Below are 23,300 nucleotides of genomic sequence, written 5' to 3'. Positions count from 1 at the left end.
GTGGTCAACCCGCTTGTTCAGACGGTGCGCAGCGGCTTCAATGCCTCGCTCCAGCGCAACAATTCGTCCAGCATGGTCCTGGCGCCGCCGGTCACTTGTTCGCTGGCGTTGAAAGCGCCGTGCTCGTCGAGCAGCTTCTGATACATCGGCAGCGCCACGCCTTCCGGGATCGGCATGATGCCCACCGATGTCAAGAGCGGCTTCAGCGCCTGCGCCGCGCGCAGGCCGCCGGAAACGCCGCCATAGCTGAAAATGGCGGCCGGCTTGTACTTCCATTCCCGGGCGAGATAGTCGATCGCGTTGACGATCGCGGGGGCCACGAAATAATTGTATTCCGGCGCCACGAAGACAAAGGCATCGGCGGCGTCGATCGCCTTCGACCAGGCCTTGGTGTGGTCGTTCTGATAATTGCCTAGCCTTGGATGATGCGGCTCGTCCAGCACCGGCAGTTTGAACGCCGCGATGTCGGTCAGCACCGGCTCGAATTTTGCGTGCTCGCGCGCGAAAATCTCCAGCCACTCGGCAAAAACCGGGCCGGCGCGGCCTGGCCGCGTGCTGCCGATGATGATGTTCAGTCTGTGCTTCAAGACTAGCTCCTTCGCCGGTATCATTTGGTGACTGTCACTACGGCAGAGCGTCCCGGCGGACAAGCCGGGAGCCCTGGCGGACCGGTCACGATCGGATGAACGGATCGTCCGCTTCGTGCCGCGGGTTCCGCCCGCCGTTCGGTCACATGGACGCCCGGATCGACAGCCACTACATAGATTGCAGCAGCGGAGCACTTCATGGACACGCAGCCTGCCCCCTTTGTTCCTCCCGCGCCGAAGCCGCGCACGTCGCCGCCTTCGACGCTGGAGATGATCCGCATCGTCTACCGCAATCCGCTCGAACTCTGGGGCGAGCCGACCTACAACGAGCCCTGGATTTCGGCAAAGGGCGCCGGCGGACCACTGGTCATTGCCAACGACCCCGCTCTGATCCGTCATGTGCTGGTCGACAATGCCAAGAACTACAAGATGGCGACGGTGCGCCAGAAAATCCTGCGGCCGATCCTGCGCGACGGCCTGCTGACAGCCGAGGGCGAAGTCTGGAAGCGGTCGCGCAAGGCGATGGCGCCGGTGTTCACGCCGCGCCATATCTTCGGCTTTGCCCAGCCGATGCTCAAGCGCACCCGGGAGTTCGTCGCGCGCTACGAAGAGGGCGGCGTATCGGACATCGCCCACGACATGACGCTGCTCACCTACGACATTCTGGCCGAGACGCTGTTCTCCGGCGAGATCGCCGGTGAGCCGGGCAGTTTCGCCAATGAGATCGACCGCCTGTTCGAGACCATGGGCCGCGTCGATCCGCTCGACCTGTTGCGCGCGCCCGACTGGCTGCCACGGCTCACTCGCATCCGCGGCCGCAAGACGATGGCGTATTTCCGCAAGATCGTGACCGACACGGTCAAGATGCGCGAAGAGAAATTCAGGCGCGATCCCGATGCGGTGCCGCAGGATTTCCTGACGCTGCTGCTCAAGGCCGAAGGCCCCGACGGCCTGACGCGTGCCGAGGTCGAGGACAACATCATCACTTTCATCGGCGCTGGGCATGAGACGACGGCGCGGGCGCTGGGCTGGACGCTCTATTGCCTGGCCGAATCGCCATGGGAGCGCGACCGGATCGAGCAGGAGATCGACGAGGTGCTGGCGCGCGAGCCTGATCCGACGAAATGGCTCGACGCCATGCCGTTGACGCGCGCCGCCTTCGACGAGGCGCTCCGGCTCTATCCGCCGGCGCCGTCCATCAACCGCGAGCCGATCGTGCCGGAGATGTGGAAGGATCTTTATATCCCCAAGCACGCGGCCGTGCTGGTCATGCCCTGGGTCGTCCACCGACACAGGAAGCTTTGGGACAGGCCCGATGCCTTCCTGCCCGAGCGCTTCCACCCGGGAAACCGCGAAAAAATCGATCGCTTCCAGTATCTGCCGTTCGGCGCGGGGCCACGCGTCTGCATCGGCGCCAGCTTCGCCATGCAGGAGGCGATCATCGCGCTTGCCATCCTGCTGTCGCGTTTCCGCTTCGATGCGACGGCCGACACCAAGCCTTGGCCGGTGCAAAAGTTGACCACGCAGCCGCAGGGCGGGCTGCCGATGCAGGTCACGCCTCGCCTTCGTTAAGCAGAAAAACTCTTCCGGAAACTACGCTGCGGGCTTGCGCTGCTGGAATTGACCGGCGGCGCGGAAGCGCCAGAGATAGCTCGGCAGGATCGTCGCGATCGATTGCGGCTGGATGCCGAGCCCGGCGAGGGTCCGGTTGGCCTTGACGGCGGCCTCGGAAACGATGTTGTGCTCGCGCAACTGCATCACCTGGTCCTTGGTCAGCAACGGGTTGGGCAGCAGGCCGAGGATCGAGGCCTGGATATTGGCGACCCACCACGGCACCGGAACCAGCAGGCGCTTGCGCTCGATCACCGTCAGCAGCTCTTCCATGCACTCCTTGAAGGTGAGCACATTGGGGCCGCCGAGCTCGTAGATCTGGCCGCCATCGATCTTGCCGTCGACCGAGCGCGCCACCGCCTCGGCGACATCGCCGACATAGACCGGCTGGAACTTGGTCTGGCCGCCGCCGATCAGCGGCAGCACCGGCGAATAGCGCGCCATGTTGGCGAAGCGGTTGAAGAAGCTGTCTTCCGGGCCGAAAATGATCGACGGCCGCAAGATCACCGCGTTGCCGATCGTCTCCATCACGGCCTTTTCGCCAAGCGCCTTGGTGCGTGCGTAATCGGATTCGGAGTCCGCGTCGGCGCCAAGCGCGGAAACGTGGGTTAGCCCTGCACCAACCGAGCGCGCCGCCTCGGCAATGGCCCGGGAGCCGAATTCGTGCACGGCGGAGAATTTTTGCCGACCGGTCTCATGCAGGATGGCGACGAGATTGACGACATGGTCGGCGCCCTGCACGGCGCGGTCGACCGACCAGCGCATGCGCACATTGGCCTGCACTGGCTGAATCTGGCCCACATTGCCGAGCGGCTGAAGATGGCCGGCAAGATCGGGCCGGCGACAGGCGACCCGGATGCGATAGCCGCGCTTGGCCAGCGCGCGCACGACATGGCGGCCGACAAAGCCTGACCCGCCAAAGACGACGACGAGCTTTGGGGTCTGCAGGATTTCGGTCATGGCTGGCTCCGGCGCACGTTCCAGATGGCTTGGCTGATGCCGTTTCATAGTCGGTTTTGCGCCAAAGGCAAAGGGTGACGCGTCGTCGCGTCACCCCTCTTCGCGGAGCAATTTTCCCGGGAAGCGCACAACGCTTTCGCTTGGGATCTGCGTCTAAACACTGCCAGTCAGAATGCCTTGCCGATGCGGGCGTCGACCGAGTGCCGGTTGCCGCCGCGAATAACGAAGAAAAGCAGGATCGCCGCCCACAGAAGCGACTTTTCAGCACCTGAAAAGCCTTGGCCCATGGTCACCCAGTGGAACCAGACGGTCACCAGCAGCACGAACAGGCCGGCAAAGGCGGCCGGGCGCGTCAACAAGCCGGTGGCGATCAGGATGCCGCCGAAGAACTCGGTGCAGGCCAGAAGCAGCGACCAGAAGGCGCCGGGATAGAAGCCGAGGCCTTCGACCATCTCGGCGGCGCCGAAAGGATTGGTGATCTTCTGCGAGCCATGGATGGTGAGGAACGCGCCGGCGACGACGCGCAGCACGCTTTCGCCGGCGTCATGCAGCGACGAATACAGGCGGCCAAGCGCCGGAATGATCAGTCTGCCGCGGGAAGCGTCGGTGGTTACGGACATCGTAGCTCCTGTCTGTGTGAACATCACCTCGCAAACGCCCGATGGCTTCCACCAAGTCAAGTTAACAAAAGTTAACTTTTGTCGTCATGTTTATCCCAAGCAGGCGCAACGCAGAAAACCCCGCCGAAGCGGGGTTTTCCGGGTGAGGTTCGTGTCGAAACCAGGGTCCAACGAGGCAGCCTGACCTGAGACGGTATCGGCATGGCGTGAAGCAAGTACGCCCGCCCCAGCCCTGGACGCATCCGACAGAAGACACCGACCGGGCAAACCCGACCCGGACAGTCATTGGTCGTCGCGGCGCACGGAAAGGTTCACACAGGCGCGGAAAATCCGTCGATTGCTTCAGGCCGAATAGCGCTCGGCGAACTCGGAGATACGTTGCACCACTGCCTTGGGCGCGGTGATGCCACGCGCCTGCGCCTTCTCGGCGGCTTCCGCGCGGGCACGGCCCGGCACATGCACGCCATAGCGGCGGCGCAGACGGTCGAGCTGGTCCTTCATCCGTTGCTCGAAATCCGGATCGAGCAGCTTCGGTTCGATGGCCAGCACGAACAGGCCGGTGCCGGGGCTGTCAGGCCCGCCGCCGAACCAGGGTGCATCGAGCGACCAGTTGGCGCCTGAAATGCCCGCCGCCAGCACTTCGACCATCAGCGCGATATTGGCACCGCGCTGGCCGCCAAACGCAAGCATGGCGCCCTTCATGGCGGCCGCCGGATCGGTGGTCGGGTTGCCGCTGGCGTCCAGCGCCCAGCCTTCGGGGATCTTCTTGCCGTCTTCCGCCGCCTTGCGGATGTTGACGAAGGCGGTGGCGCTCGACGACTGGTCGATGACCAGCGGCGCGCCGTCGGCGGCGGGCGCGGCAAACGACATCGGATTGGTGCAATAGACCGGCTTGACCGAGCCCGAGCCGGCCAGCACGGCCGGGCCGTTGGTGGCGGCGAAGGACACCAGCCCCTGCGCCGCCAGCCTGCCGGTGAAATAGCCGAGCGCGCCGCACGTATAAGCGTTCTTCTGCGAGAAGATGGCGACGCCGAACAGTTTTGCCGCCTTGGCAAGGTCGTCGATCGTGCGGTCGAAGCCGGTATGCGCCAGCCCGCCGCGTGCGTCGGAGAGATAGACCGCCAGCGCCGGCCTTGTGATCACCGGATCGGCATTGCCGTCGATGCGTCCGGCTTCCAGCGCCTCGAGATAGTCGATGAAATGCGACAGGCCGACGGTCGAAAGTCCTTCCGCCTCCGCGGCGATGATCGAGGCGGTGAGCGATTGCGCCGCCTCCTCATTGGCGCCAGCACCGAGTGCGGCCATCCGGCACAGTCCTCTTGCCTGGTCGAGAGAGAGTTGCATGGTAGGTCCCGGTGATGGTGAATGGTCAATAGTGACTGGTCGTCTTAAGCGAGGCCGCGAAAATTGCGACCCTTTTCCGCTGACCATTCACCATTCGCTATTTTGCCATTCACGACTTCACTAACCGATCTTGTTGGGTATCCGTGCCTCGATCCGGCCGAAGGTGAAGACCAGGATGCCGGTGATCGTCATGTAGATCAACGCCAGCAGCAGCAAGGGTTCATAGGTGAGGTACGTATCCTGCCGCACCTTGCCCGCGACGGCGAATATGTCGATGACGCTGATCGTCGCCACCAGCGGCGTCGACTTCAGCTGCAGCACGGTTTCGCCGGTCAGCGTCGGCAACGCCCTGTAGAAGGCCTGCGGCAGCCAGATGCGCCGGAAGATCTTCCAGCGGCTCATGCCGAAAGCGCGGGCGGCTTCCAACTGGCCCTTGGGCACACCGGCAAAGGCGCCGCGCATGACTTCGCCCTCATAGCCGGCGAAGGACAGTGTCAGCGCCAGAACGCCATACGGCCAGGCTTGTCTGAGATAGGGCCACATCCAGGATTCGCGGATCCATGGATATTGCGGGAACAAAGAGCCCAGCCCGTAATAGAGCAGCCATAGCTGCAAAAGCAGCGGCGTGCCGCGGATGATGGTGCAGAAGACTTTCGCTGGCGCCGCCACCCAGATTGAACCGGCGGCCTGCGCCAGCCCGACCGGCACGGCGATCATGAAGCCGAGCGCGCAGGTGACACCCAGGATCCACAGGGCGCGCCAGATGCCCATCAGGCCCATTTCCCAATATTGCGGCAGCCAGTCCCAGCGCATGAAGAAGACCGCCGACAGAACCAGGCCGAGAGCGATCAGGATCAGCACGATGCGATGCGGCTGCAGCCACAGCGACGTGCGCGCCACGACGTTGATGACGGTCGCTTCGCTGGCCATCAACGCGCGTCCTTGACCGAAGGCATGCCACGCCTCGACCAGGCCTCGAGGCGGCCAAGCATCAGGTTCGAGAACAGCGACACCGCCAGATAGAGCACGCCGGCCGCCAGATAAAATATCAGGTAGGCCTTGGTGACACCCGCCGCCTGCCGCGTCGCCAGCGTCAGCTCGAAGAAGCCGACGACGGCCAGCAGCGCGGTGTCCTTGGTCGCGATCAGCCACAGATTGGCAAGGCCGGGAATGGCAAAGGGCAGCATCGCCGGCAAAGTGATGCGCCGCAGCAGAAGACCGGGCGACATGCCATACGCGCGGGCTGCCTCGATCTGGCCTTGTGGTATGGCGAGGATGGCGCCGCGCATCACCTCGGTCGAATAGGCGCCCTGGACGAAGCCGAGCACGGCAATGCCGGCCACCAGTCCGCTGATGTCTATCCGCTGATAGCCGATTGCGGTCAGCAACTGGTTTATCAGGTCGGTGCCGGCATAGTAGAGCAGCAGGATCAGCACCAGTTCGGGCACAGCGCGCACGATGGTCGTATAGACAGCCAAAAGGTCGCGCACCACCGGGCCGCCATAGAGCTTGCCATAGGCGCCGCAGATGCCGATCAGAAGCCCGACGCAGGTGGCGCCGACGGCGATCTCGAGCGAATGCAGCAGCCCGAGCATGAGTGTTCCGCCCCAGCCAACCGGCGCGGGCGAGAGAAGTTCGATGATGCCGGCCGCCGAGGCCGGAAGAAACGCGTCGATCAGCTTTGCCCCCGGAGTGCTGGCTCTCTCCGCCGGCGCCATCGGCCGGCGGCAAGCATGCGTGGGAAAGATAGGCCGGAGAGCACGATCTTGGCGTCATGCTCCCCGGCTCATGCGAGGGGCGTTAGTTCGACTGCGTCGCGCCGCCGTAAATGTCGAAGTCGAAATATTTCTTCGAGATTTCGTCATACTTGCCGTTGGCGCGGATCGCCTTGATGCCGGCGTTGATCTTTGCCTTCAGGTCGGTGTCTTCCTTGCGCACGCCGGCGCCGACGCCTGGCCCGAGCACTTCGTCGTCCGGAGCCACCATGCCCTTGAGGTCGCAGCAGGCCTTGCCCTGGTCGGATTTGAGGAATTCGCCAAGCGCGATGGAATCGGCCTGCACCGCGTCGAGGCGGCCGGCGGCGAGATCGTTGTTAGCCTCGTCCTGGGTCTGGTATTCCTTGATCTCGGAGGCCGTGGCGCCGAAATGCTTCTTGGCGTAGACGGCGTGCACGGTCGACACCTGGACGCCGATGACCTTGCCCTTGAGGTCGTCAGGCGAGGGGCCGAACTTCTGGTCCTTCGGTCCGATGATCGCCGTCGGCGTGTTGTAATATTTGTCGGAGAAGTCGATCGTCTTCTCGCGCTCGGCGGTGATCGACATCGACGAGACGATGAGGTCGATCTTCTTGGTGGTCAGCGCCGGGATGATGCCGTCCCAGGCAACGGGCGTGATGACGCAGTCGAGTTTCTCCTCGGCGCACACGGCATCGATGAAATCGATCTCCCAGCCAACCCATTTGCCGGAAGCATCCGGCGAGGTGAAGGGCGGATAGGGCTCGGCGGCGACGCCGATCTTGACCGTATCGGCCTTGGCCACACCCATGGCGGCGACGCCGAGCAGCAGCGCTGCGGCGAATGTCTTCAGAACGGTTTTCATTTCAAAACTCCCAGTTTGTTGTTGGTTCCCGGTTTTCGCCCGTCCCGGCCTGTCCTAGCCGATGTTGCGGATGAACTGCTTGAGCCTCTCGGATTTCGGGGCTCCGAAGATCTGCTCCGGCGGCCCTTCTTCCTCGACCAGCCCGTTGTAGAGGTAGACGACGTGGGTCGCGACCTCGCGGGCGAACTTCATCTCATGGGTGACCAGCACCATGGTGCGGCCTTCGCGCGCCAGGTCGCCGATCACCTTCAGCACCTCGCCGACCAGTTCGGGGTCGAGCGCCGAGGTCGGCTCGTCGAACAGCATGACGCGCGGATTGATGGCGAGCGCGCGGGCGATTGCGGCGCGCTGCTGCTGGCCGCCCGAGAGATAGGCCGGATAAACGTCGCGCTTTTCGGCGAGCCCGACACGCGCCAGGAGCTTTTCGGCCTGGGCGATCGCCTCGTCGCGCTTGACGCCAAGCACATGCACCGGAACCTCGATGACGTTCTCGATCAGCGTCATGTGGCTCCATAAATTGAAATTCTGGAACACCATGCCGAGCTTGGAGCGGATGCGCTCGATCTGCCTGCGGTCGGCCGGCACGGTGTGGCCGTGGCTGTCCGCCTTGAGCTTGATCTCCTCGCCATTGACGCGGATGATGCCGCTGGTCGGGTTTTCGAGGCAGTTGATGCAGCGCAGCAGCGTCGACTTGCCCGAGCCCGAACCGCCGATGATGGCGATTACCTCGCCGTCGCGCGCCGACAGCGACACACCCTTCAGCACATGCAACTGGCCGAATTTCTTGTGCAGGTTTTCGACATGGATGGCTTCGGCGGCGCTGTTCTGCGCCTTGCCAGATGGGAGTGCGGCGGCTTCCACCGCGCTCACCGGGCGACCCCGACCACAGGGTCGACGGCAGATCGTCGAACGTCTATCCGGCTAATCAACATACGCTGTATTGCCCACTCCAGACTTCAGCATGGACCCAACAGCGCGAGCCCGTCAATCCCGCTCATTACGGCACTTGCGAGCTTGTTGTGCAAGTGTATAAATAGCGTTCGATGAAATTTTTTCGATTTTTTTCACCTTGAAAAGGGCACTGATGAGCGCTTTCGGATCACAGTCCATGGCGGCGCCGTTGCGGCGTGTGCTGATGCGGTCGGCGGCCAATGCCATGCGCGATGCCGACAGGGCGGCCTGGCACTATGGCCCAGGGTTCGACCCGGGCAAGGCAGCCTCGCAGCATGCCGCCTTCGCTCAACTGGTGGCGGCTTCCGGCGCCGTAATCGAATGGATCGATGACAACGCCGACGGACTGTCGGATTCGGTGTTTACGCATGACCCATCGCTGATGACGGACCGCGGCGCGCTGATTCTGTCCATGGGCAAGCCCTTGCGCGCCGGCGAGCCCTCGCTGCATGAGGAGACCTACACGAGACTGGGCATTCCGATCCTCGGCCGCGTCGAGGCCCCTGGCCAGGTCGAAGGCGGTGATTGTGTATGGCTGGATGCCCGCACGCTGGTCATCGGCCGCGGTGTCCGCTCCAACCAGGAAGGCATCCAGCAGCTTTCCAACCTGCTGACGCCGCTGGGCATTTCCGTCTATGGCTTCGACCTGCCGCTGTGGCAGGGCGAAGAGGCGTGCCTGCATCTGATGTCGGTGATCAGCCCGTTGGCCGACGACCTCGCCCTGGTCCATTCACCGCTTTTGCCGGCGCCGTTCTATCAGATGCTGAAGGCGCGCAACATCCGACTGGTCGAAGGCGACGCCGAAGAGTTCGCGGCCTCCAACGGCCTCAGCCTGAACGTGCTACCGACCAGCCCGTTCAAGGTCATTGCCGTTGCCGGCTTTCCCAAGACCAAGGCCGCGATGGAAGCCGCCGGCTGCACGGTGGAAATCTTCGAAGCGGATGCGCTCTGCATCGCCTGCGAGGGCGGGCCGACATGCCTGACGCGGCCGATCCTGCGCCAATGAACACGCCATCCCGCCGCAGGTTCCGCCGCGAGGGCGAGGAGCGCCGGCGGCAGGATCTGATCGAGGCAACCCTGGACAGCGTGGCCGAACATGGCCTGCAGGGCGCCAGCCTGCGCGCCATCGCACTGCGTGCCGGAGTCACCGCCGGGCTCATCCGGCACTATTTCCCCGGCAAGGAAGAATTGCTGCAGGAAGCCTATGCGGCGTTGATGGGTCGCATGACCGAGCAGGCAAAAGCGGCATTGGTCATGGAAGATGCCTCGCCGCGCCAGCGCCTTGCGGCTTTCGTCACCGCCAACCTCAACGTGCCGATTATCGACACGCGGGTGTTTTCGCTCTGGGCAACCTTCATCGGCCGCGCCAGTGCGGATCCGACCCTGGCTCATGTTCACCGTGAAGGCTACCTCGGCTTTCGCAATGAGGTCGAGGCGGTCGTGGCCGAGGTGCTCGCCGCCGAACGGCGCAGTCCGGACGCAAGCCAATTGCGCCACCATGCCATCGCGATCAATGCCATCATCGACGGACTCTGGATCGAAGGCTGCCTGGCTGGCGAGATGTTCTCGCCTGGCGAATTGGCCACGATTGGCATCAGGACTATCGAGGCCGAACTCGGCCTCGCGCCGCTAGCTCAATTGCAGGAAAAGTGAGAAGCGGTTTCCGTCCGGAATTGCGTAAGAAACAAAAAGATACGGCGGATCCTGTTTCCGTTGAACAGTTATCCGCTCCAAAGGGGAGAAAACCAATGACAACGCTCGGCGAAGCCCTCATCACGCTGCTCGAAGCGCATGGCGTCGACACCGTCTTCGGCATCCCAGGCGTCCACACGGTCGAGCTTTATCGCGGTTTGGCGCGTTCGAAGATCCGCCATGTCACGCCGCGCCATGAACAGGGCGCCGGCTTCATGGCCGACGGCTACGCCCGTGCTAGCGGCAGGCCCGGCGTCGCCTTCGTCATCACCGGACCGGGGCTGACCAACACCATCACCGCCATGGGCCAGGCGCGCGCCGATTCGGTGCCGATGCTGGTCATATCGGGCGTCAACGCCATGCCGACGCTGGGCAAGGGGCTGGGCTTCCTGCATGAACTGCCGGACCAGCGCGGCATGATGGAGAAGGTGGCGCTGTTGTCGCGGAGGATCACCGAGGCCAGTGAATTGCCCGGCGCGCTGGCGCAGGCCTTCGCGCTGTTTTCTTCGTCACGGCCCGGGCCGGTGCATATCGAGATCCCGACCGATGTCATGGTCAAGCCGGCTGACGATATGGTTGCGTTGCTGAGCAATGCGGCACCGCCGGTGCCGGATGGCGCGGCGATTGCAAGTGCCGCCAAACTCATCGCCACTGCCCGCCGTCCGCTGATCCTGGCCGGCGGCGGCGCCAGGCGCGCCGAGGCGCCGTTGCAGCGGCTGGCGGAGAAACTGGGCGCGCCGGTCGTCGAGACCACCAATGCGCGCGGCCTGCTGCATCGCCACCCGCTCTGCGTGCCGGCGAGCCCAAGCCTGAAGGCGGTGCGTGCGCTGATGGCCGACGCCGATCTCGTGATCGCCGCCGGCACGGAATTTGGCCCGACCGACTATGACGGCTATGGCGACGGCGGTTTTGTGCTCCCATCCAACCTGATCCGCATCGACATCGGCGCCGACCAGATCGCGCGCCGTCCGGTGACGGTCGGCATCCAGGCCGATTGCGCCGAGGCGATCGAAGCCCTGCTCGCCGCTATAGGCTCCGCTCATGCTGCCGCGCCGGACGGCGAGGCGCGCGCCGCCGCGGCACGCAAGGCGGCGTTCGCCGAACTGAGCCCCGCCTATACGGCGCAGGTGCATGCCGTGGAAATGATCCGCGACGCCTTGCCGGGCGCCATCATTGTCGGCGACTCGACGCAGCCGATCTACGCGGCCAACCTCTATTACGATCACGACCGGCCGGCCGGCTGGTTCAACGCCGCAACCGGCTTCGGCGCACTTGGCTACGGTCCGCCGGCGGCGATCGGCGCGGCGCTCGCCGTACCCGATGCACCGGTCGTCTGCCTGACCGGAGATGGTGGTTTCCAGTTCACATTACCGGAACTGGGTGTGGCGCTCGATTCCGATGCGCCGGTCATCTTCGTGATCTGGAACAACAGGGGCTATCGCGAGATCGAAACCTCGATGCTCGATGTCGGTGTCGAACCTGTCGGGGTCTCGCCGGCGCCGCCGGATTTCTGCAAGCTGGCGGAGGCCTACGGCATATCAGCCGAACGGCTGGCCGAGATCGGCGCCTTGCCACAGGCGCTGAAGCGCGCCCGGGCAACCGGATTGCCCTGCGTGATCGAGATCACGGTCGCTTGAGGCAACAGGCCGGCGTTGATTTTCCACCCTGCATCGAACCGTTCGCCGGCTTGGCTTTCGCGTGGCATGGGCAGCGCCGGGCGGCTCCGCTGTCCCACAGCCTCCCGACGCATGCAAAGACGCGACGGCTGCCATGTCGAGATATCAGTTGAGTGATCGCCCGAAAGGCGCGACGCTTCGCGTCGGCGCGGCGAACAAGCGACATAATCACAAAAAAAGACAGGAGCGGTCCAGGATGACGGAAACACTTCAAGGCAGGCATATCATTGTGACCGGTGGAACCGGCGCGCTCGGCGGGGCGGTGGTTGGCCGGCTCTTGGAACAGGGCGCGGTCTGCCATGTGCCGAACGCGCACGCCGCGGCACCACAGCATTTTCCTTTTGCCGAGCATGAGAACGTCAAGCTGGCGCACAATGTCGACCTGTCGGACTCCGCCAAGGTCGAAGCCTTCTATGCCCAGGTTCCTGCCTTGTGGGGATCGATCCATCTCGCCGGCGGGTTCGCCATGGCGCCGGTGGAAAAGATCGAATCGGCGTCCTTCGCCGAGATGATGGACACCAACGCCCGCACCACCTTTCTGTGCAGCCGCGCGGCCATCCGCTCGATGCTGGCATCGGGCACATCGGGCCGCATCGTCAATGTCACGGCGCGCGCCGGGCTCGACCCCAGGCGCGGCGCTGGCATGGTCGCCTACACGGCAAGCAAGGCGGCGGTCGCGGCCATGACGGTGGCGATGGCCGAAGAACTCAAGGCCAAGGGCATCCTGGTCAATGCCGTGGCCCCCTCGACGCTCGACACGCCGGCAAACCGCGCCGACATGCCGGATGCCGATTTCACCAAATGGGTCAGCCTCGAAGCGGCGGCCGAAGCCATCGCCTATCTCGCCTCGCCCGCCAACCAGGCGATGAGCGGAACGCTGGTGCCGCTTTACGGCCGGGCGTAGCTCTGCATCGATCGGCCCCCCTTTCGCCAAAAGTCGACTTGGCTTCCACCAAAGAAAAACCCCGCCGGAGCGATCCGGCGGGGTTTGTTTTGTAGGCGAAGGACTTAGCTTTGCGAAGGACTTAGCTGCCCTGCTTCTTCAGCGCGGCGCCCAGGATATCGCCCAGCGAAGCGCCGGAGTCGGTCGAGCCGTACTGGGCAACCGCTTCCTTTTCCTCGGCGATTTCCAGAGCCTTGATCGAGACCTGCAGCTTGCGGGTCTTCTTGTCGAAGGCGATGACGCGGGCATCGACCTTCTGGCCGACGGTGAAGCGCTCGGGGCGCTGCTCATCGCGGTCGCGGCTGAGGTCGGAGCGCTTGATGAAGGTCTCGATGCCGCTGTCGACCAGCCGCACTTCCAGACCGCCATCCTTGACGCCGATGACTTCGCAGGTGACGACGGCGTTCTTGCGCAGTTCGCCCGAAGTCGCTGCTTCGCCGACCGTGTCGCGGGCCAGTTGCTTGATGCCGAGCGAGATGCGCTCCTTCTCGATGTCGACGTCGAGCACCTGCGCCTTGACCATGTCGCCGCGATTGTACTCTTCGATGACCTGCTCGCCCGGACGGGTCCAGTCGAGGTCGGAAAGGTGCACCATGCCGTCCACGTCGCCTTCGAGGCCGATGAACAGGCCGAACTCGGTCTTGTTCTTGACCTCGCCCTCGACCTGGCTGCCGACCGGATGGTTGCGCGCGAAGGCTTCCCAAGGATTCTCGAGCGTCTGCTTGAGGCCGAGCGAGATGCGGCGCTTGGCCGGATCGACCTCGAGCACGACAACGTCGACTTCCTGGGTCGTCGACAGGATCTTGCCGGGGTGCACGTTCTTCTTCGTCCACGACATTTCCGAAACGTGGATGAGGCCTTCGATGCCCGGCTCCAGTTCGACGAACGCGCCGTAATCGGTGATGTTGGTGACGGTACCCTTGATCTTCTTGCCGATCGGGAACTTGGTGCCGATCTCCGACCACGGATCCGACTCGAGCTGCTTCATGCCGAGCGAGATGCGGTGGGTTTCCTGGTTGATGCGGATGATCTGCACCTTGACCGTCTGACCGATGTTGAGGATTTCGGTCGGATGGTTGACGCGGCGCCATGCCATGTCGGTGACATGCAGCAGACCGTCGATGCCGCCGAGGTCGACGAACGCACCGTAGTCGGTGATGTTCTTGACGACGCCTTCGACAACCTGGCCTTCTTCGAGGTTCTGCACGATTTCCGAACGCTGCTCGGCGCGGCTCTCCTCGAGTACGGTGCGGCGCGACACCACGATGTTGCCGCGGCGGCGATCCATCTTGAGGATCTCGAAGGGCTGCGGGTTGTGCATCAGCGGGGAGACGTCGCGGATCGGGCGGATATCGACCTGGCTGCGCGGCAGGAAGGCCACGGCGCCGTCGAGGTCGACGGTGAAGCCGCCCTTGACCTGGTTGAAGATGACGCCTTCGACGCGCTCACCCTTGGTGAACTTCTCTTCGAGACGGACCCAGCTCTCTTCGCGGCGGGCCTTCTCACGCGAAAGCATCGCTTCGCCAAGCGCGTTTTCGATGCGCTCGACATAGACTTCGACGGTGTCACCGACCTTGAGGGTGGTGTCCTTGCCCTTGACGCCGAATTCCTTCAGCGGCACGCGGCCTTCGACCTTGAGGCCGACGTCGATGATGGCCATGTCCTTTTCGATCGCGGTGATCGTACCCTTGACGACCTGACCCTCGCCGGAATGGCCGGTGGTGAATGATTCTTCGAGCAGGCTCGCGAAATCATCGCGAGTGGGATTTGCAGCTGACATATTTTCTCCTGGAGTGCCCCGCATCTCGAAGCGGGACGGGCGCCGTGGGTTAGCGTTGCGTTGGCCTGCCGGCGTTCCGGGCTTAAGAAGCCCTAGGCCGCTTCTTAAGCGGAAATTCCGGCGCTCTGTAAGAATGCTGGCAGGCTGGTTCGTGCCCGATATGGGTATTTTCTGCGCTTCCAGCAACGGAAACACGGGACAAAACCCGGATCAGGCCTTGTTTCTCCTAGCCAGCACGTCGTCAACAACAGCCATGGCCGCGAGAAACGCGGCTTCTATAGCCATTTCGCTGGTATCAAGCAAGTGCGCGTCGGCGGCCGGTTTCAAGGGCGAGTCGGCACGGCCCATGTCGCGCTCGTCGCGGCGCACGATATCGGCGAGGATTTCGGCGAAATTGGCGGTTCCACCGATGCTTTCGATTTCGGCCAGCCGGCGTCTCGCCCGCACCTCGGCGCTGGCCGTCACATAGAGTTTGATGTCCGCATCAGGACACACGACCGTGCCGATGTCGCGGCCGTCGAGCACCGCGCCCGGCGGCGTCCTGGCGAAGTCGCGTTGCTTTTCGACGAGGATGCGCCGCACGGTCGGGAAAACCGCGACCTTGGAGGCCGCCTCGCCGACGGCATGTGCCGACAGCACCGCGCGGTCGAGCTTGGCCAGGTCGACCTGGCGCGCCGCCGTCTCCGCCGCCGAGACATTGTCGAGCGGCAGGCCGACCTGCAGCAGTGCATGGGCAACGGCGCGGTAGGTGAGGCCGGTGTCGAGCAGGTTCAGCCGATAGTGGTCGGCGAGCCGCCGGGCCAGTGTGCCCTTGCCGGCGCCGGCGGGACCGTCGATGGCGATGGTGAAGGGTGAGGTCATTGGCCGCCCTTCGCGCTCGGAAGACGCAACGCGAATGACAAGCGCCGCGCCCTACGGCGCCCCCCTCTGTCCTGCCGGACATCTCCCCCACGAGGGGGGAGATTGGCAGCTTTGGAGCGTCGCTCAATCCTGCAACGTATATGATTGGCGAAAGCCGAGATGACGGCTGATCTCCCCCCTAGTGGGGGAGATGTCCGGCAGGACAGAGGGGGGCGCTGTCCCGCAAGCGTCTCAGGTCGGCTCAAGCTCATTGCCCCGTCACTCGATCTCCGCGCCCAGCCCCTTCATCAGCCCCATGAACTCCGGAAAACTTGTCGCGATCATCGCCTGGTCATCGATGGTCACCGGCTTTTCCGTCGCCAGTCCCATGACCAGAAAGCTCATGGCGATGCGATGGTCGAGATGGGTCTGCACCGTAGTCTCCAGGCCGTTCGGATGGCCGCCCAGGCCCTTGCCGCCTGGCCTGCCGCGCACGGCAAGCGTCGCCTCGCCCTCGGTGCAGTCGACGCCGTTGAGCTTCAGCCCGTTGGCGACGGCCGACAGCCGGTCGGATTCCTTCACCCGCAGTTCTTCCAGCCCCTGCATCAACGTCTCGCCTTCGGCGAAGCTCGCGGCAACGGCCAGTACCGGGTACTCGTCGATCATTGTCGGCGCCCGCTCCGGCGGCACGGCGACGCCCTTCAATTCGGAATAGCGCACGCGCAGGTCGGCGACATCCTCACCGCCTTCATTGCGCGGGTTCAATATGTCGATCTGGCCGCCCATTTCCTGCAGCGTCAGCAACAGGCCGGTGCGGGTCGGGTTCATCAGCACGTTTTCGATGGTGATGTCGGAACCCGGCACGATCAGTGCGGCGACCAAGGGAAAGCCGGCCGACGAGGGGTCGCCCGGCACGGCGATGGTCTGGCCGGTCAGCTTGCCCTGGCCCTCGATGAAGATGTGGCGCACGCCGCGTTCGTCGGTCTCGACCGACAGGTTGGCGCCGAACCCCTTGAGCATCTTTTCAGTGTGGTCACGCGTCATCACCGGTTCGATCACCGTGGTGATGCCGGGCGTGTTCAGGCCGGCGAGCAGGACGGCCGACTTCACCTGCGCCGAGGCCATCGGCACGCGGTAGGTGATCGGGGCGGCGTGCTTTGGCCCATGCAGCGTGATCGGCATGCGGTCGCCGGGCGTCGCCTTCAGCACCTGCACGCCCATCTGGCGCAAGGGTTCCAGCACGCGGCCCATCGGCCGGCCCGATAGCGAGGCGTCGCCGATGAAGGTGGTTTCCATGTCATAGGTGCCGACGAGACCCATGGTGAGGCGAGAGCCGGTGCCGGCATTGCCGAAATCGAGCGGACCCTCGGGCTGCAGCAGCGCGCCGTTGCCAGTGCCGCGGATCACCCATTCGGCGCCGTGCTTTTCGATATGCGCGCCCATCGCCTTCATCGCGGCGCCCGTGCGCATCACGTCCTCGCCCTCCAGCAGTCCGGTGATACGGGTTTCGCCGGAGGCGAGGCCGCCGAACATGAAGGAACGGTGTGAGATCGACTTGTCGCCCGGCACGCGCGCGGCGCCGGAAAGGGCTTGGGATTTGCGGGCGGTGGCCGGCTTGGCAGCGGCGGCGTGAGACATGGAATTTCCCTGGACGGAATGCCGGCGTGCCGGCGCTTTTCATTTGTTGCGGCGGTCTCGTATCACGGCGAGGCGAAATGGTCATCCCCATGGTCGTCACTTGGCGCGAGGCCTTTCAGAACTTGGTTTTGTGACGCCGGCTTTTGGCTTTGACAGCGCCGCAAACTGTGGTTAAGGGGACCACTCTTTTATTCACGAGGCTTGCCGTGGCAAAAACCGAACTTGGCACAAAGCGTGTCGACCCAGAAACGGGCCGAAAATTCTACGACCTGAACAAGGACCCGATCGTCTCGCCCTATACGGGCAAGAGCTATCCGCGTTCCTACTTCGATGAAGGCAAGATTGCCGCCGTCGAGGAGGACGAGGAAGTGGCCGAGAAGGAAGTGGACGCCGAGGACGAAGAAGGCGCCGAGGTCGTTTCGCTCGAAGAGGCCGATGACGAGGCCAAGGGCGGCGACGACCTTCCCGATCTTGGCGACGATGAGGATGATGACGTCGACCTCGGCGACGACGAGGACGACACGTTCCTCGCCGACGAAGAGGAAGAAGATGACGACGTCTCCGACATGATCGGCGTCGGCGACGACGACGACGAGGTCTGATCGGCTCGCGAGAGCAGGCTTTTGCCGGCTTTCGCGACCTGTGAAGAAAAAGCCTTTATCGAGGCTTGATATCTGGGAAAGGCGGGGTTAGAAGCCGCCTGCACTAACGGCGCGGTGTTCCAACCCGCGCTGATCTCTTCGCCGGAAACGGCGCCGGCTGACTGCCGGGAGTGGGGCCATAGCTCAGTTGGGAGAGCGCTTGAATGGCATTCAAGAGGTCGTCGGTTCGATTCCGATTGGCTCCACCAAACAGTCTCTCATCATGCACTGCAGTGAATGGGTCGCTCGGTCTACCACCGCGCCGTCTCGGGCGGCTTAGGCGGCAGCCCTAATGCATGTCGCCCAGAAGTAACCTCGGTTCTGGGAGAACGACATGCATAAAAACAAAGACCTAAAGCGCGCCGCATGAATCCGTTTCGACGCGACGCGCTTTAAGCACCGCTACATCCCTGGCCAGGGGCTGCCATGATGGTCGGAGTAGGCGGAGCCGAAGGCTTCAGCCGAGAAGCTCGGCGGCGACTTCGAGCGTGTTGCGCAACGATGTCTCGAGATGAGTTTCCATCGCCTGCGCGGCGCCATCGGCGTCGTGACGCTTCAGGGCGTCGAGAATGGCCCGATGCTGCTCGATCGTCTGTTCGCCATAGCCGGGCTTCGGGATGACGAGGGTGCGGCCCCGGTCCATCTGCGCCTTGGAGATGTCGACGGCTCGCCAGATCATCGGCATGCCGCAGATCTCGGCGATGGTGCGGTGAAAGACATCGTCGAGCTGTATCGCCGTGGCATATCTACCGCGCGCTATGGCAAGCTGGTGCGCTGCCATATTGTCTTCCAGCAACTCACTGGCGGCTGGTGTGAACTTCGCGGCCGCGCGCCTAGTGCTCTCCATCTCGAGGGCCCGCCGAATGACATAGGCTTCTTCCAGATCGGCCCGGCTGATCGGGGCGACATACGTGCCGGTCTGCGCCAGGATATCGACCAGACCCTCGTCGCTGATGCGCTTGACCGCTTCGCGCACCGGTGTGCGTGAGACGCCGAGCGCTTCGGCGATCGCCACCTCGTTGATCACTTCCCCTGGCTTCATCTGCCCGACGACGATCAGGTTGCGGATCTGGTGGTAAATCTGATCGCGCAACGGAAGCGCCCTATTGAGCGTCGAAGGATCCAAGTCCATGGCAAGCCCACGTCTTCGTTCACCGGAATTAGCCGGATTATATTGGAATGTAATTGTAATGCACCCGATGCGAACGGTGCTGACGAACTCGGCAAGGCGGCCAAGGACCGGCGACCGATACCGCTGCCCATACGAGTCGGAGAGAATTTCCAATTCCAGCGATGGATTTGGAATAAACTAACTCTACAGATTTTATAGAATAAGCAAAATACACGGGCGATCTGGTTTTCCCGGACAGGACTCCGCCATGCCCGCCCCTATGCGCCCGCTTTCAACCCTCTCAGGCACAGGCCGCCGCCGAATTGCGGGAGGCCAGCCGTGACAAAAGACATTCCCGACCGCATCAAGGTTCTCTGGTTTCTGCCGACGCATGGCGACAGCCGTTATCTCGGCACGACGGAAGGCGGCAGGGCCGTCGACCTGCCCTATCTGACACAGGTAGCCAAGGCCGCCGATACGCTGGGCTATTACGGCGTCCTGTTGCCGACCGGCCGCGCCTGTGAGGATTCCTGGGTAATAGCCTCGGCGCTGGCGCCGCTGACCGAGCGGCTACGATTCCTCGTCGCCGTGCGGCCCGGCCTGCAATCGCCGACGCTCGCCGCGCGCATGACCGCCACGCTCGACCGCATCTCCCATGGCCGCCTGCTGATCAATGTCGTCACCGGCGGCGATCCGCTGGAAAACAAGGGTGATGGCATCTTCCTTTCGCATGCCGAGCGTTACGAGGTGACTCAGGAATTCCTTCGGATCTACAAGCGCGTGCTGAGCGGTGAGAAGGTCGAGCACCAGGGCAAGCATTTCCGCATCGAGGACGGCAGGCTGCTGTTCCCGCCGGTGCAGACGCCCCATCCGCCGCTATATTTCGGCGGCTCGTCGGATGCCGGATCGGTGGTGGCGGCGCAGGAGATCGACAAATACCTGACCTGGGGCGAGCCTCCGGCCGATGTCGAACGCAAGCTCGATGCCGTGCGTGAACTGGCCGAGAAGGCCGGCCGCAAGCTCTCCTTCGGCATTCGGCTGCATGTCATCGCGCGCGAGACGACCGAGCAGGCCTGGGCGGCGGCCGACAGGCTGATCAGCCGGCTCGACGATGCGACGATCGCCTCGGCGCAGAAAGTGTTTGCCCGCATGGATTCGGTCGGCCAGGCGCGGATGAGCGCGCTGCATGGCGGCAGCCGCGACAAGCTCGAGATCGCGCCCAACCTCTGGGCCGGCGTCGGCCTGGTGCGCGGTGGCGCCGGCACGGCCCTCGTCGGCGATCCCGACACGGTTGCCGAACGCATCGACGAATACCGGCGTCTCGGCATCGACACCTTCATCCTGTCCGGCTACCCGCATCTGGAAGAAGCCTATCGTTTCGGCGAACTCGTGCTGCCGAAACTGCCGACTGACCATCCGGTCAAGGCCGCCGGCACATCGGTGAACACCGGGCCGTTCGGCGAGACCATCGCCGGCGACCACCGGCCGAAATCGCTCGCCAGCGCCTCGTGAACGCGCTGCCTCCGGCCCGCCGCTCGCGCGTCGCCATCATCGGCGGCGGCTTTTCCGGTGCGGCGGTGGCCTGGCATCTGGCGCGGGCATACCGGCCGGAAAGCCTGTCGATCTCCGTGATCGAGCCGCGCCAGGCGATCGGCGGTGGCCTTGCCTATTCCAGCGAGGAGTCATCGCACCGGGTCAATGTCCCTGCCGTAAGGATGAGCATGGCGCCTGACGATGCGCAGCATTTCGCGCGCTGGTTGGCCGCCAGCGGCGAAATAGAACGCGATACAGATGCGCTGTGGAAAAATGGCGATGTGTTTCCGCGCCGGCGCGTCTTCGGCCGCTACGCAGCCGAGCAACTCACGCCCTATCTCAACTCCGGCGCTGTCCGTCACGTCAAAGGCCAGGCCACGCGGATCTTGCGGGATCCCGATGGCGCCGGCTGGACAGTGCATACGTCCGCCGGGCCGGTCAGTGCCGACATCGTCGTGCTGGCGGCGACACATCCTCAGCCGGGAATTCCCGACGCGCTGGCCTCGCTGACGGAAGCGCCGGGCTTCGTCGCCGACCCCTACGCCGCATCGGCGCTTGCCGGGATCGGGCCGGACGCTTCGGTGCTGATCGTCGGCTCGGGGCTGACTTCGGCCGACATGGTCGCCGAACTCGATCGCCGTGGCCATCGCGGCCGCATCCTGGCGCTGTCGCGGCGCGGTTTGCGCTCGCGCGGCCATCCCGACGTGAGGGGCGAGCCTTTCGGCGACTTTGCCTCGGCGCCTGCCACGACGGCGCTTGGACTGCTGAGGACCATCCGCGCCACGCTGGCGGCGGCACGGGATGCCGGTGCCAACTGGCAGTCGGTGTTCGACCAGCTTCGCTCGCAGGGGACGGTGCTGTGGGCCGCCCTTGCGCCGCGCGAGCGGGCAAGGCTGGTCCGCCATCTGCGCGTCTTCTGGGATGTACATCGCTTCAGGATCGCGCCGCAGGTCGACGAGGTGCTCGACCGCCGCCAGGCGGCTGGCACATTCGACACCATCGCCGCCAGGCTTGTCGCATCGAACGATGAGGATGACGGCCTGGCCGTCAGCTTCCAGCGGCGCGGCCGCACAGCGATCGAGACGATGCGCTTCGACGCTGTCTTCAACACGACCGGCCCTGCCCACGGACAGGCGCTGCAGTCCAACCCGGCGCTGCGCTCCCTGGCCGGGGCCGGCCTGATCAGGGCCGATGCCTACAGGCTTGGCATCGAAACCAGCCTCGACAGCCGCGCTATCGGCCGCGACGACAAACCGGTGGCGACGCTGCTGGTCGCCGGCCCGTTGGCGCGCGGCACCTTTGGCGAGCTGATGGGCCTGCCGGAGGTCGCCCGTCACGCCCAGTCGGTCGCGGCCGAGGTCGCCAAGATGTTCGAAACGGTTCCGGCGTCCGGCGGCGACGCCGGACACCACTGATAACCGCGAGCCGGTCTGGTCGCTCAAAATTGGTATTCCCGTTCTGAAAGAGTGCCAAAAACGGAAAATCCACCTTTGTATATAAAATCCATAAACATAATAAATATTGGCGACACCCGGCTGCGGCCGGGGCAATCCAACGGCCTGAATGGGAGAGTGAGTTCATGGCACACGCAGAAAACGACGCGGTCAAATTCGCCTACTGGGTGCCCAATGTGTCGGGCGGCCTGGTGATTTCCAACATCGAGCAGCGCACCAGCCATTCGGCCGAATACAACCGCAAGCTGGCGCAGATCGCCGAGAGGGCCGGCTTCGACTATGCGCTGAGCCAGATCCGTTTCACCGCCGGCTATGGCGCCGACGAGCAGCATGAATCGGTGGCGTTCAGCCATGATCTCCTGGCCGCGACCACGACGCTCAAGGTCATCGCCGCGATCCTGCCGGGCCCGTGGACCCCGGCGCTTGCGGCCAAGCAGCTTGCCACCATCAGCTATCTGACCAATGGCCGCGTCGCCATCAACCTCGTCTCCGGCTGGTTCCGTGGCGAGTTCCATGCCATCGGCGAGCACTGGCTCGACCATGACGAGCGCTATCGCCGTTCGGAGGAATTCATCCGTGCGCTGCGTGGAATTTGGACGCAAGACAGCTTCACCTTCCGCGGCGATTTCTACCGCTTCAACGAATATTCGCTGAAGCCGAAGCCGCCGCAGCCGCTGCCGGAAATCTTCCAGGGTGGCTCGTCCCGTGCGGCGCGCGACATGGCCTCGCGGGTCTCGGACTGGTACTTCACCAATGGCAACACGCCGGCGGAAATCGCCAAGCAGGTCGACGACATCAGGGCAAAGGCGACGGCCAACGGCCACTCGGTCAAGGTCGGCGTCAACGCCTTCGCCATTGTCCGCGAGACGGAGGATGAGGCCAAGGCGGTGCTTGCCGAAATCATCGCCAAGGCCAATCCCGAAGCCGTCAACGCCTTCGGCCACGAGGTCAAGAATGCTGGCAAGGCTTCGCCGGAAGGCGAGGGCAACTGGGCGAAATCGTCCTTCGACGATCTGGTCCAGTACAATGACGGCTTCCGCTCGAACCTGATCGGTACGCCGAGGCAGGTCGCCGAGCGCATCGTCGACCTGAAGCGCGCCGGCGCCGATCTCATCCTGCTCGGCTTTCTGCATTTCCAGGAAGAGGTCGAGTATTTCGGCAAGCACGTCATCCCGCTCGTTCGCGAACTGGAAGGCGCCGATCAGGCGGCTTCACTGGCGGCGGAATAGCTCAACCGGACGAACTGGCCGGACAGAAGTCCGGCCGGCGCATCAACGCATGACCGACGCTCGAACCCTCGGGCGGCGATGAGGCTTTGCGC

General features: G+C 64.1%; 22 protein-coding genes and 1 tRNA gene. 10 read left to right on the top strand and 13 right to left on the bottom strand.

Going from position 1 to position 23,300, the window contains the following annotated elements:
• Positions 1-17 precede the first annotated feature (17 nt).
• Positions 18-587: an NADPH-dependent FMN reductase gene (locus tag EB233_RS01635; protein ID WP_081294151.1), complete on the bottom strand. Its 570-nt coding sequence runs from the start codon at positions 585-587 to the stop codon at positions 18-20.
• A 198-nt stretch (positions 588-785) separates the two neighbouring features.
• On the opposite strand from EB233_RS01635, the gene EB233_RS01630 reads away from it, so the two are divergent.
• Positions 786-2,159: a cytochrome P450 gene (locus tag EB233_RS01630; RefSeq protein WP_027052759.1), complete on the top strand. Its 1,374-nt coding sequence runs from the start codon at positions 786-788 to the stop codon at positions 2,157-2,159.
• A gap of 21 nt (positions 2,160-2,180) precedes the next feature.
• On the opposite strand, the gene EB233_RS01625 is transcribed toward EB233_RS01630, so the two are convergent.
• The 8 genes from EB233_RS01625 to EB233_RS01590 form a co-directional block, all read right to left on the bottom strand.
• The gene (locus EB233_RS01625) at positions 2,181-3,158 is read right to left on the bottom strand and encodes a complex I NDUFA9 subunit family protein (protein WP_064990719.1); all 978 of its coding nucleotides are present in this window, start codon (positions 3,156-3,158) and stop codon (positions 2,181-2,183) included.
• 167 nt (positions 3,159-3,325) lie between these two features.
• Positions 3,326-3,778, bottom strand: coding sequence for a DoxX family protein (locus tag EB233_RS01620; RefSeq protein WP_064990336.1), 453 nt, complete (start codon positions 3,776-3,778; stop codon positions 3,326-3,328).
• A 342-nt stretch (positions 3,779-4,120) separates the two neighbouring features.
• Entirely contained in the window at positions 4,121-5,122 is a 1,002-nt protein-coding gene (locus EB233_RS01615; RefSeq protein WP_027052756.1) for an Ldh family oxidoreductase, read from the bottom strand.
• A 120-nt stretch (positions 5,123-5,242) separates the two neighbouring features.
• Complete coding sequence (locus EB233_RS01610) at positions 5,243-6,052, bottom strand: ABC transporter permease (RefSeq protein WP_064990337.1); 810 nt, start codon at positions 6,050-6,052, stop codon at positions 5,243-5,245.
• Positions 6,052-6,717, bottom strand: a complete 666-nt coding sequence (locus EB233_RS01605) for an ABC transporter permease (protein ID WP_064990720.1) — start codon at positions 6,715-6,717, stop codon at positions 6,052-6,054. The genes EB233_RS01610 and EB233_RS01605 overlap by 1 nt, the downstream gene beginning before the upstream one ends.
• A gap of 205 nt (positions 6,718-6,922) precedes the next feature.
• A complete protein-coding gene (locus EB233_RS01600; protein WP_064990338.1) occupies positions 6,923-7,720 on the bottom strand; it encodes a transporter substrate-binding domain-containing protein in 798 nt (265 codons plus the stop codon).
• Between the two features lie 54 nt (positions 7,721-7,774).
• Positions 7,775-8,590, bottom strand: coding sequence for an ABC transporter ATP-binding protein (locus EB233_RS01595; protein WP_064990339.1), 816 nt, complete (start codon positions 8,588-8,590; stop codon positions 7,775-7,777).
• A 114-nt stretch (positions 8,591-8,704) separates the two neighbouring features.
• A complete protein-coding gene (locus tag EB233_RS01590; protein ID WP_167335225.1) occupies positions 8,705-8,878 on the bottom strand; it encodes a hypothetical protein in 174 nt (57 codons plus the stop codon).
• Here EB233_RS01590 and EB233_RS01585 point away from each other — a divergent pair.
• From EB233_RS01585 to EB233_RS01570, 4 genes are all read left to right on the top strand, one after another.
• Positions 8,805-9,677, top strand: coding sequence for a dimethylarginine dimethylaminohydrolase family protein (locus EB233_RS01585; RefSeq protein WP_064990340.1), 873 nt, complete (start codon positions 8,805-8,807; stop codon positions 9,675-9,677). The genes EB233_RS01590 and EB233_RS01585 overlap by 74 nt on opposite strands.
• Positions 9,674-10,324 carry a TetR family transcriptional regulator C-terminal domain-containing protein gene (locus tag EB233_RS01580; RefSeq protein ID WP_027052750.1) on the top strand — a complete coding sequence of 217 codons (651 nt, stop codon included), beginning with the start codon at positions 9,674-9,676 and terminating at the stop codon, positions 10,322-10,324. The genes EB233_RS01585 and EB233_RS01580 overlap by 4 nt, the downstream gene beginning before the upstream one ends.
• 95 nt (positions 10,325-10,419) lie before the next feature.
• Entirely contained in the window at positions 10,420-12,000 is a 1,581-nt protein-coding gene (locus tag EB233_RS01575) for a 5-guanidino-2-oxopentanoate decarboxylase (RefSeq protein ID WP_064990341.1), read from the top strand.
• Between the two features lie 235 nt (positions 12,001-12,235).
• Positions 12,236-12,943, top strand: coding sequence for an SDR family NAD(P)-dependent oxidoreductase (locus tag EB233_RS01570; protein ID WP_064990342.1), 708 nt, complete (start codon positions 12,236-12,238; stop codon positions 12,941-12,943).
• Positions 12,944-13,064: 121 nt separating this feature from the next.
• On the opposite strand, the gene rpsA is transcribed toward EB233_RS01570, so the two are convergent.
• From rpsA to aroA, 3 genes are all read right to left on the bottom strand, one after another.
• On the bottom strand, positions 13,065-14,762 hold the full coding sequence (gene rpsA / locus EB233_RS01565; protein ID WP_027052747.1) for a 30S ribosomal protein S1: 1,698 nt from the start codon (positions 14,760-14,762) through the stop codon (positions 13,065-13,067).
• A gap of 210 nt (positions 14,763-14,972) precedes the next feature.
• Complete coding sequence (cmk, locus tag EB233_RS01560) at positions 14,973-15,623, bottom strand: (d)CMP kinase (RefSeq protein WP_064990343.1); 651 nt, start codon at positions 15,621-15,623, stop codon at positions 14,973-14,975.
• Between the two features lie 258 nt (positions 15,624-15,881).
• On the bottom strand, positions 15,882-17,240 hold the full coding sequence (gene aroA / locus EB233_RS01555; protein ID WP_064990344.1) for a 3-phosphoshikimate 1-carboxyvinyltransferase: 1,359 nt from the start codon (positions 17,238-17,240) through the stop codon (positions 15,882-15,884).
• A gap of 206 nt (positions 17,241-17,446) precedes the next feature.
• On the opposite strand from aroA, the gene EB233_RS01550 reads away from it, so the two are divergent.
• Positions 17,447-17,842, top strand: coding sequence for a TIGR02300 family protein (locus EB233_RS01550; RefSeq protein WP_027052744.1), 396 nt, complete (start codon positions 17,447-17,449; stop codon positions 17,840-17,842).
• A 172-nt stretch (positions 17,843-18,014) separates the two neighbouring features.
• Positions 18,015-18,090 (top strand) — tRNA-Ala (locus EB233_RS01545).
• 248 nt (positions 18,091-18,338) lie between these two features.
• Here the strand turns inward: EB233_RS01545 and EB233_RS01540 are convergent.
• A complete protein-coding gene (locus EB233_RS01540) occupies positions 18,339-19,013 on the bottom strand; it encodes a GntR family transcriptional regulator (protein WP_064990345.1) in 675 nt (224 codons plus the stop codon).
• 318 nt (positions 19,014-19,331) lie between these two features.
• Here EB233_RS01540 and ssuD point away from each other — a divergent pair, with 318 nt between their 5' ends.
• The 3 genes from ssuD to sfnG all read left to right on the top strand — a co-directional run bounded on the left by ssuD (position 19,332) and on the right by sfnG (position 23,208).
• Positions 19,332-20,504: an FMNH2-dependent alkanesulfonate monooxygenase gene (ssuD, locus tag EB233_RS01535; RefSeq protein ID WP_064990346.1), complete on the top strand. Its 1,173-nt coding sequence runs from the start codon at positions 19,332-19,334 to the stop codon at positions 20,502-20,504.
• Positions 20,501-21,940, top strand: a complete 1,440-nt coding sequence (locus EB233_RS01530) for an FAD/NAD(P)-binding protein (RefSeq protein WP_064990347.1) — start codon at positions 20,501-20,503, stop codon at positions 21,938-21,940. Before ssuD ends, EB233_RS01530 begins: the two co-directional genes overlap by 4 nt.
• A 164-nt stretch (positions 21,941-22,104) precedes the next feature.
• On the top strand, positions 22,105-23,208 hold the full coding sequence (gene sfnG, locus EB233_RS01525; protein WP_064990348.1) for a dimethylsulfone monooxygenase SfnG: 1,104 nt from the start codon (positions 22,105-22,107) through the stop codon (positions 23,206-23,208).
• Positions 23,209-23,300: the final 92 nt, after the last annotated feature.

The sequence above is a fragment of the Mesorhizobium erdmanii genome (assembly GCF_013170725.1).
Lineage (GTDB): Bacteria > Pseudomonadota > Alphaproteobacteria > Rhizobiales > Rhizobiaceae > Mesorhizobium > Mesorhizobium erdmanii.
The sequence above is the reverse complement of the archived record's forward strand: the minus strand, read 5'-3'. Positions and strand labels throughout refer to the sequence as shown.

Bases quoted from the DNA above. Each gene is read 5' to 3' on its own strand.
- EB233_RS01630 (WP_027052759.1), top strand. From the start codon at position 786: ATGGACACGCAGCCTGCCCCCTTTGTTCCTCCCGCGCCGAAGCCGCGC.
- EB233_RS01625 (WP_064990719.1), bottom strand. From the start codon at position 3,158: ATGACCGAAATCCTGCAGACCCCAAAGCTCGTCGTCGTCTTTGGCGGG.
- EB233_RS01620 (WP_064990336.1), bottom strand. From the start codon at position 3,778: ATGTCCGTAACCACCGACGCTTCCCGCGGCAGACTGATCATTCCGGCG.
- EB233_RS01615 (WP_027052756.1), bottom strand. From the start codon at position 5,122: ATGCAACTCTCTCTCGACCAGGCAAGAGGACTGTGCCGGATGGCCGCA.
- EB233_RS01610 (WP_064990337.1), bottom strand. From the start codon at position 6,052: ATGGCCAGCGAAGCGACCGTCATCAACGTCGTGGCGCGCACGTCGCTG.
- EB233_RS01605 (WP_064990720.1), bottom strand. From the start codon at position 6,717: ATGCTCGGGCTGCTGCATTCGCTCGAGATCGCCGTCGGCGCCACCTGC.
- EB233_RS01600 (WP_064990338.1), bottom strand. From the start codon at position 7,720: ATGAAAACCGTTCTGAAGACATTCGCCGCAGCGCTGCTGCTCGGCGTC.
- EB233_RS01585 (WP_064990340.1), top strand. From the start codon at position 8,805: ATGAGCGCTTTCGGATCACAGTCCATGGCGGCGCCGTTGCGGCGTGTG.
- EB233_RS01590 (WP_167335225.1), bottom strand. From the start codon at position 8,878: ATGGCATTGGCCGCCGACCGCATCAGCACACGCCGCAACGGCGCCGCC.
- EB233_RS01580 (WP_027052750.1), top strand. From the start codon at position 9,674: ATGAACACGCCATCCCGCCGCAGGTTCCGCCGCGAGGGCGAGGAGCGC.
- EB233_RS01575 (WP_064990341.1), top strand. From the start codon at position 10,420: ATGACAACGCTCGGCGAAGCCCTCATCACGCTGCTCGAAGCGCATGGC.
- EB233_RS01570 (WP_064990342.1), top strand. From the start codon at position 12,236: ATGACGGAAACACTTCAAGGCAGGCATATCATTGTGACCGGTGGAACC.
- rpsA (WP_027052747.1), bottom strand. From the start codon at position 14,762: ATGTCAGCTGCAAATCCCACTCGCGATGATTTCGCGAGCCTGCTCGAA.
- cmk (WP_064990343.1), bottom strand. From the start codon at position 15,623: ATGACCTCACCCTTCACCATCGCCATCGACGGTCCCGCCGGCGCCGGC.
- aroA (WP_064990344.1), bottom strand. From the start codon at position 17,240: ATGTCTCACGCCGCCGCTGCCAAGCCGGCCACCGCCCGCAAATCCCAA.
- EB233_RS01540 (WP_064990345.1), bottom strand. From the start codon at position 19,013: ATGGACTTGGATCCTTCGACGCTCAATAGGGCGCTTCCGTTGCGCGAT.
- sfnG (WP_064990348.1), top strand. From the start codon at position 22,105: ATGGCACACGCAGAAAACGACGCGGTCAAATTCGCCTACTGGGTGCCC.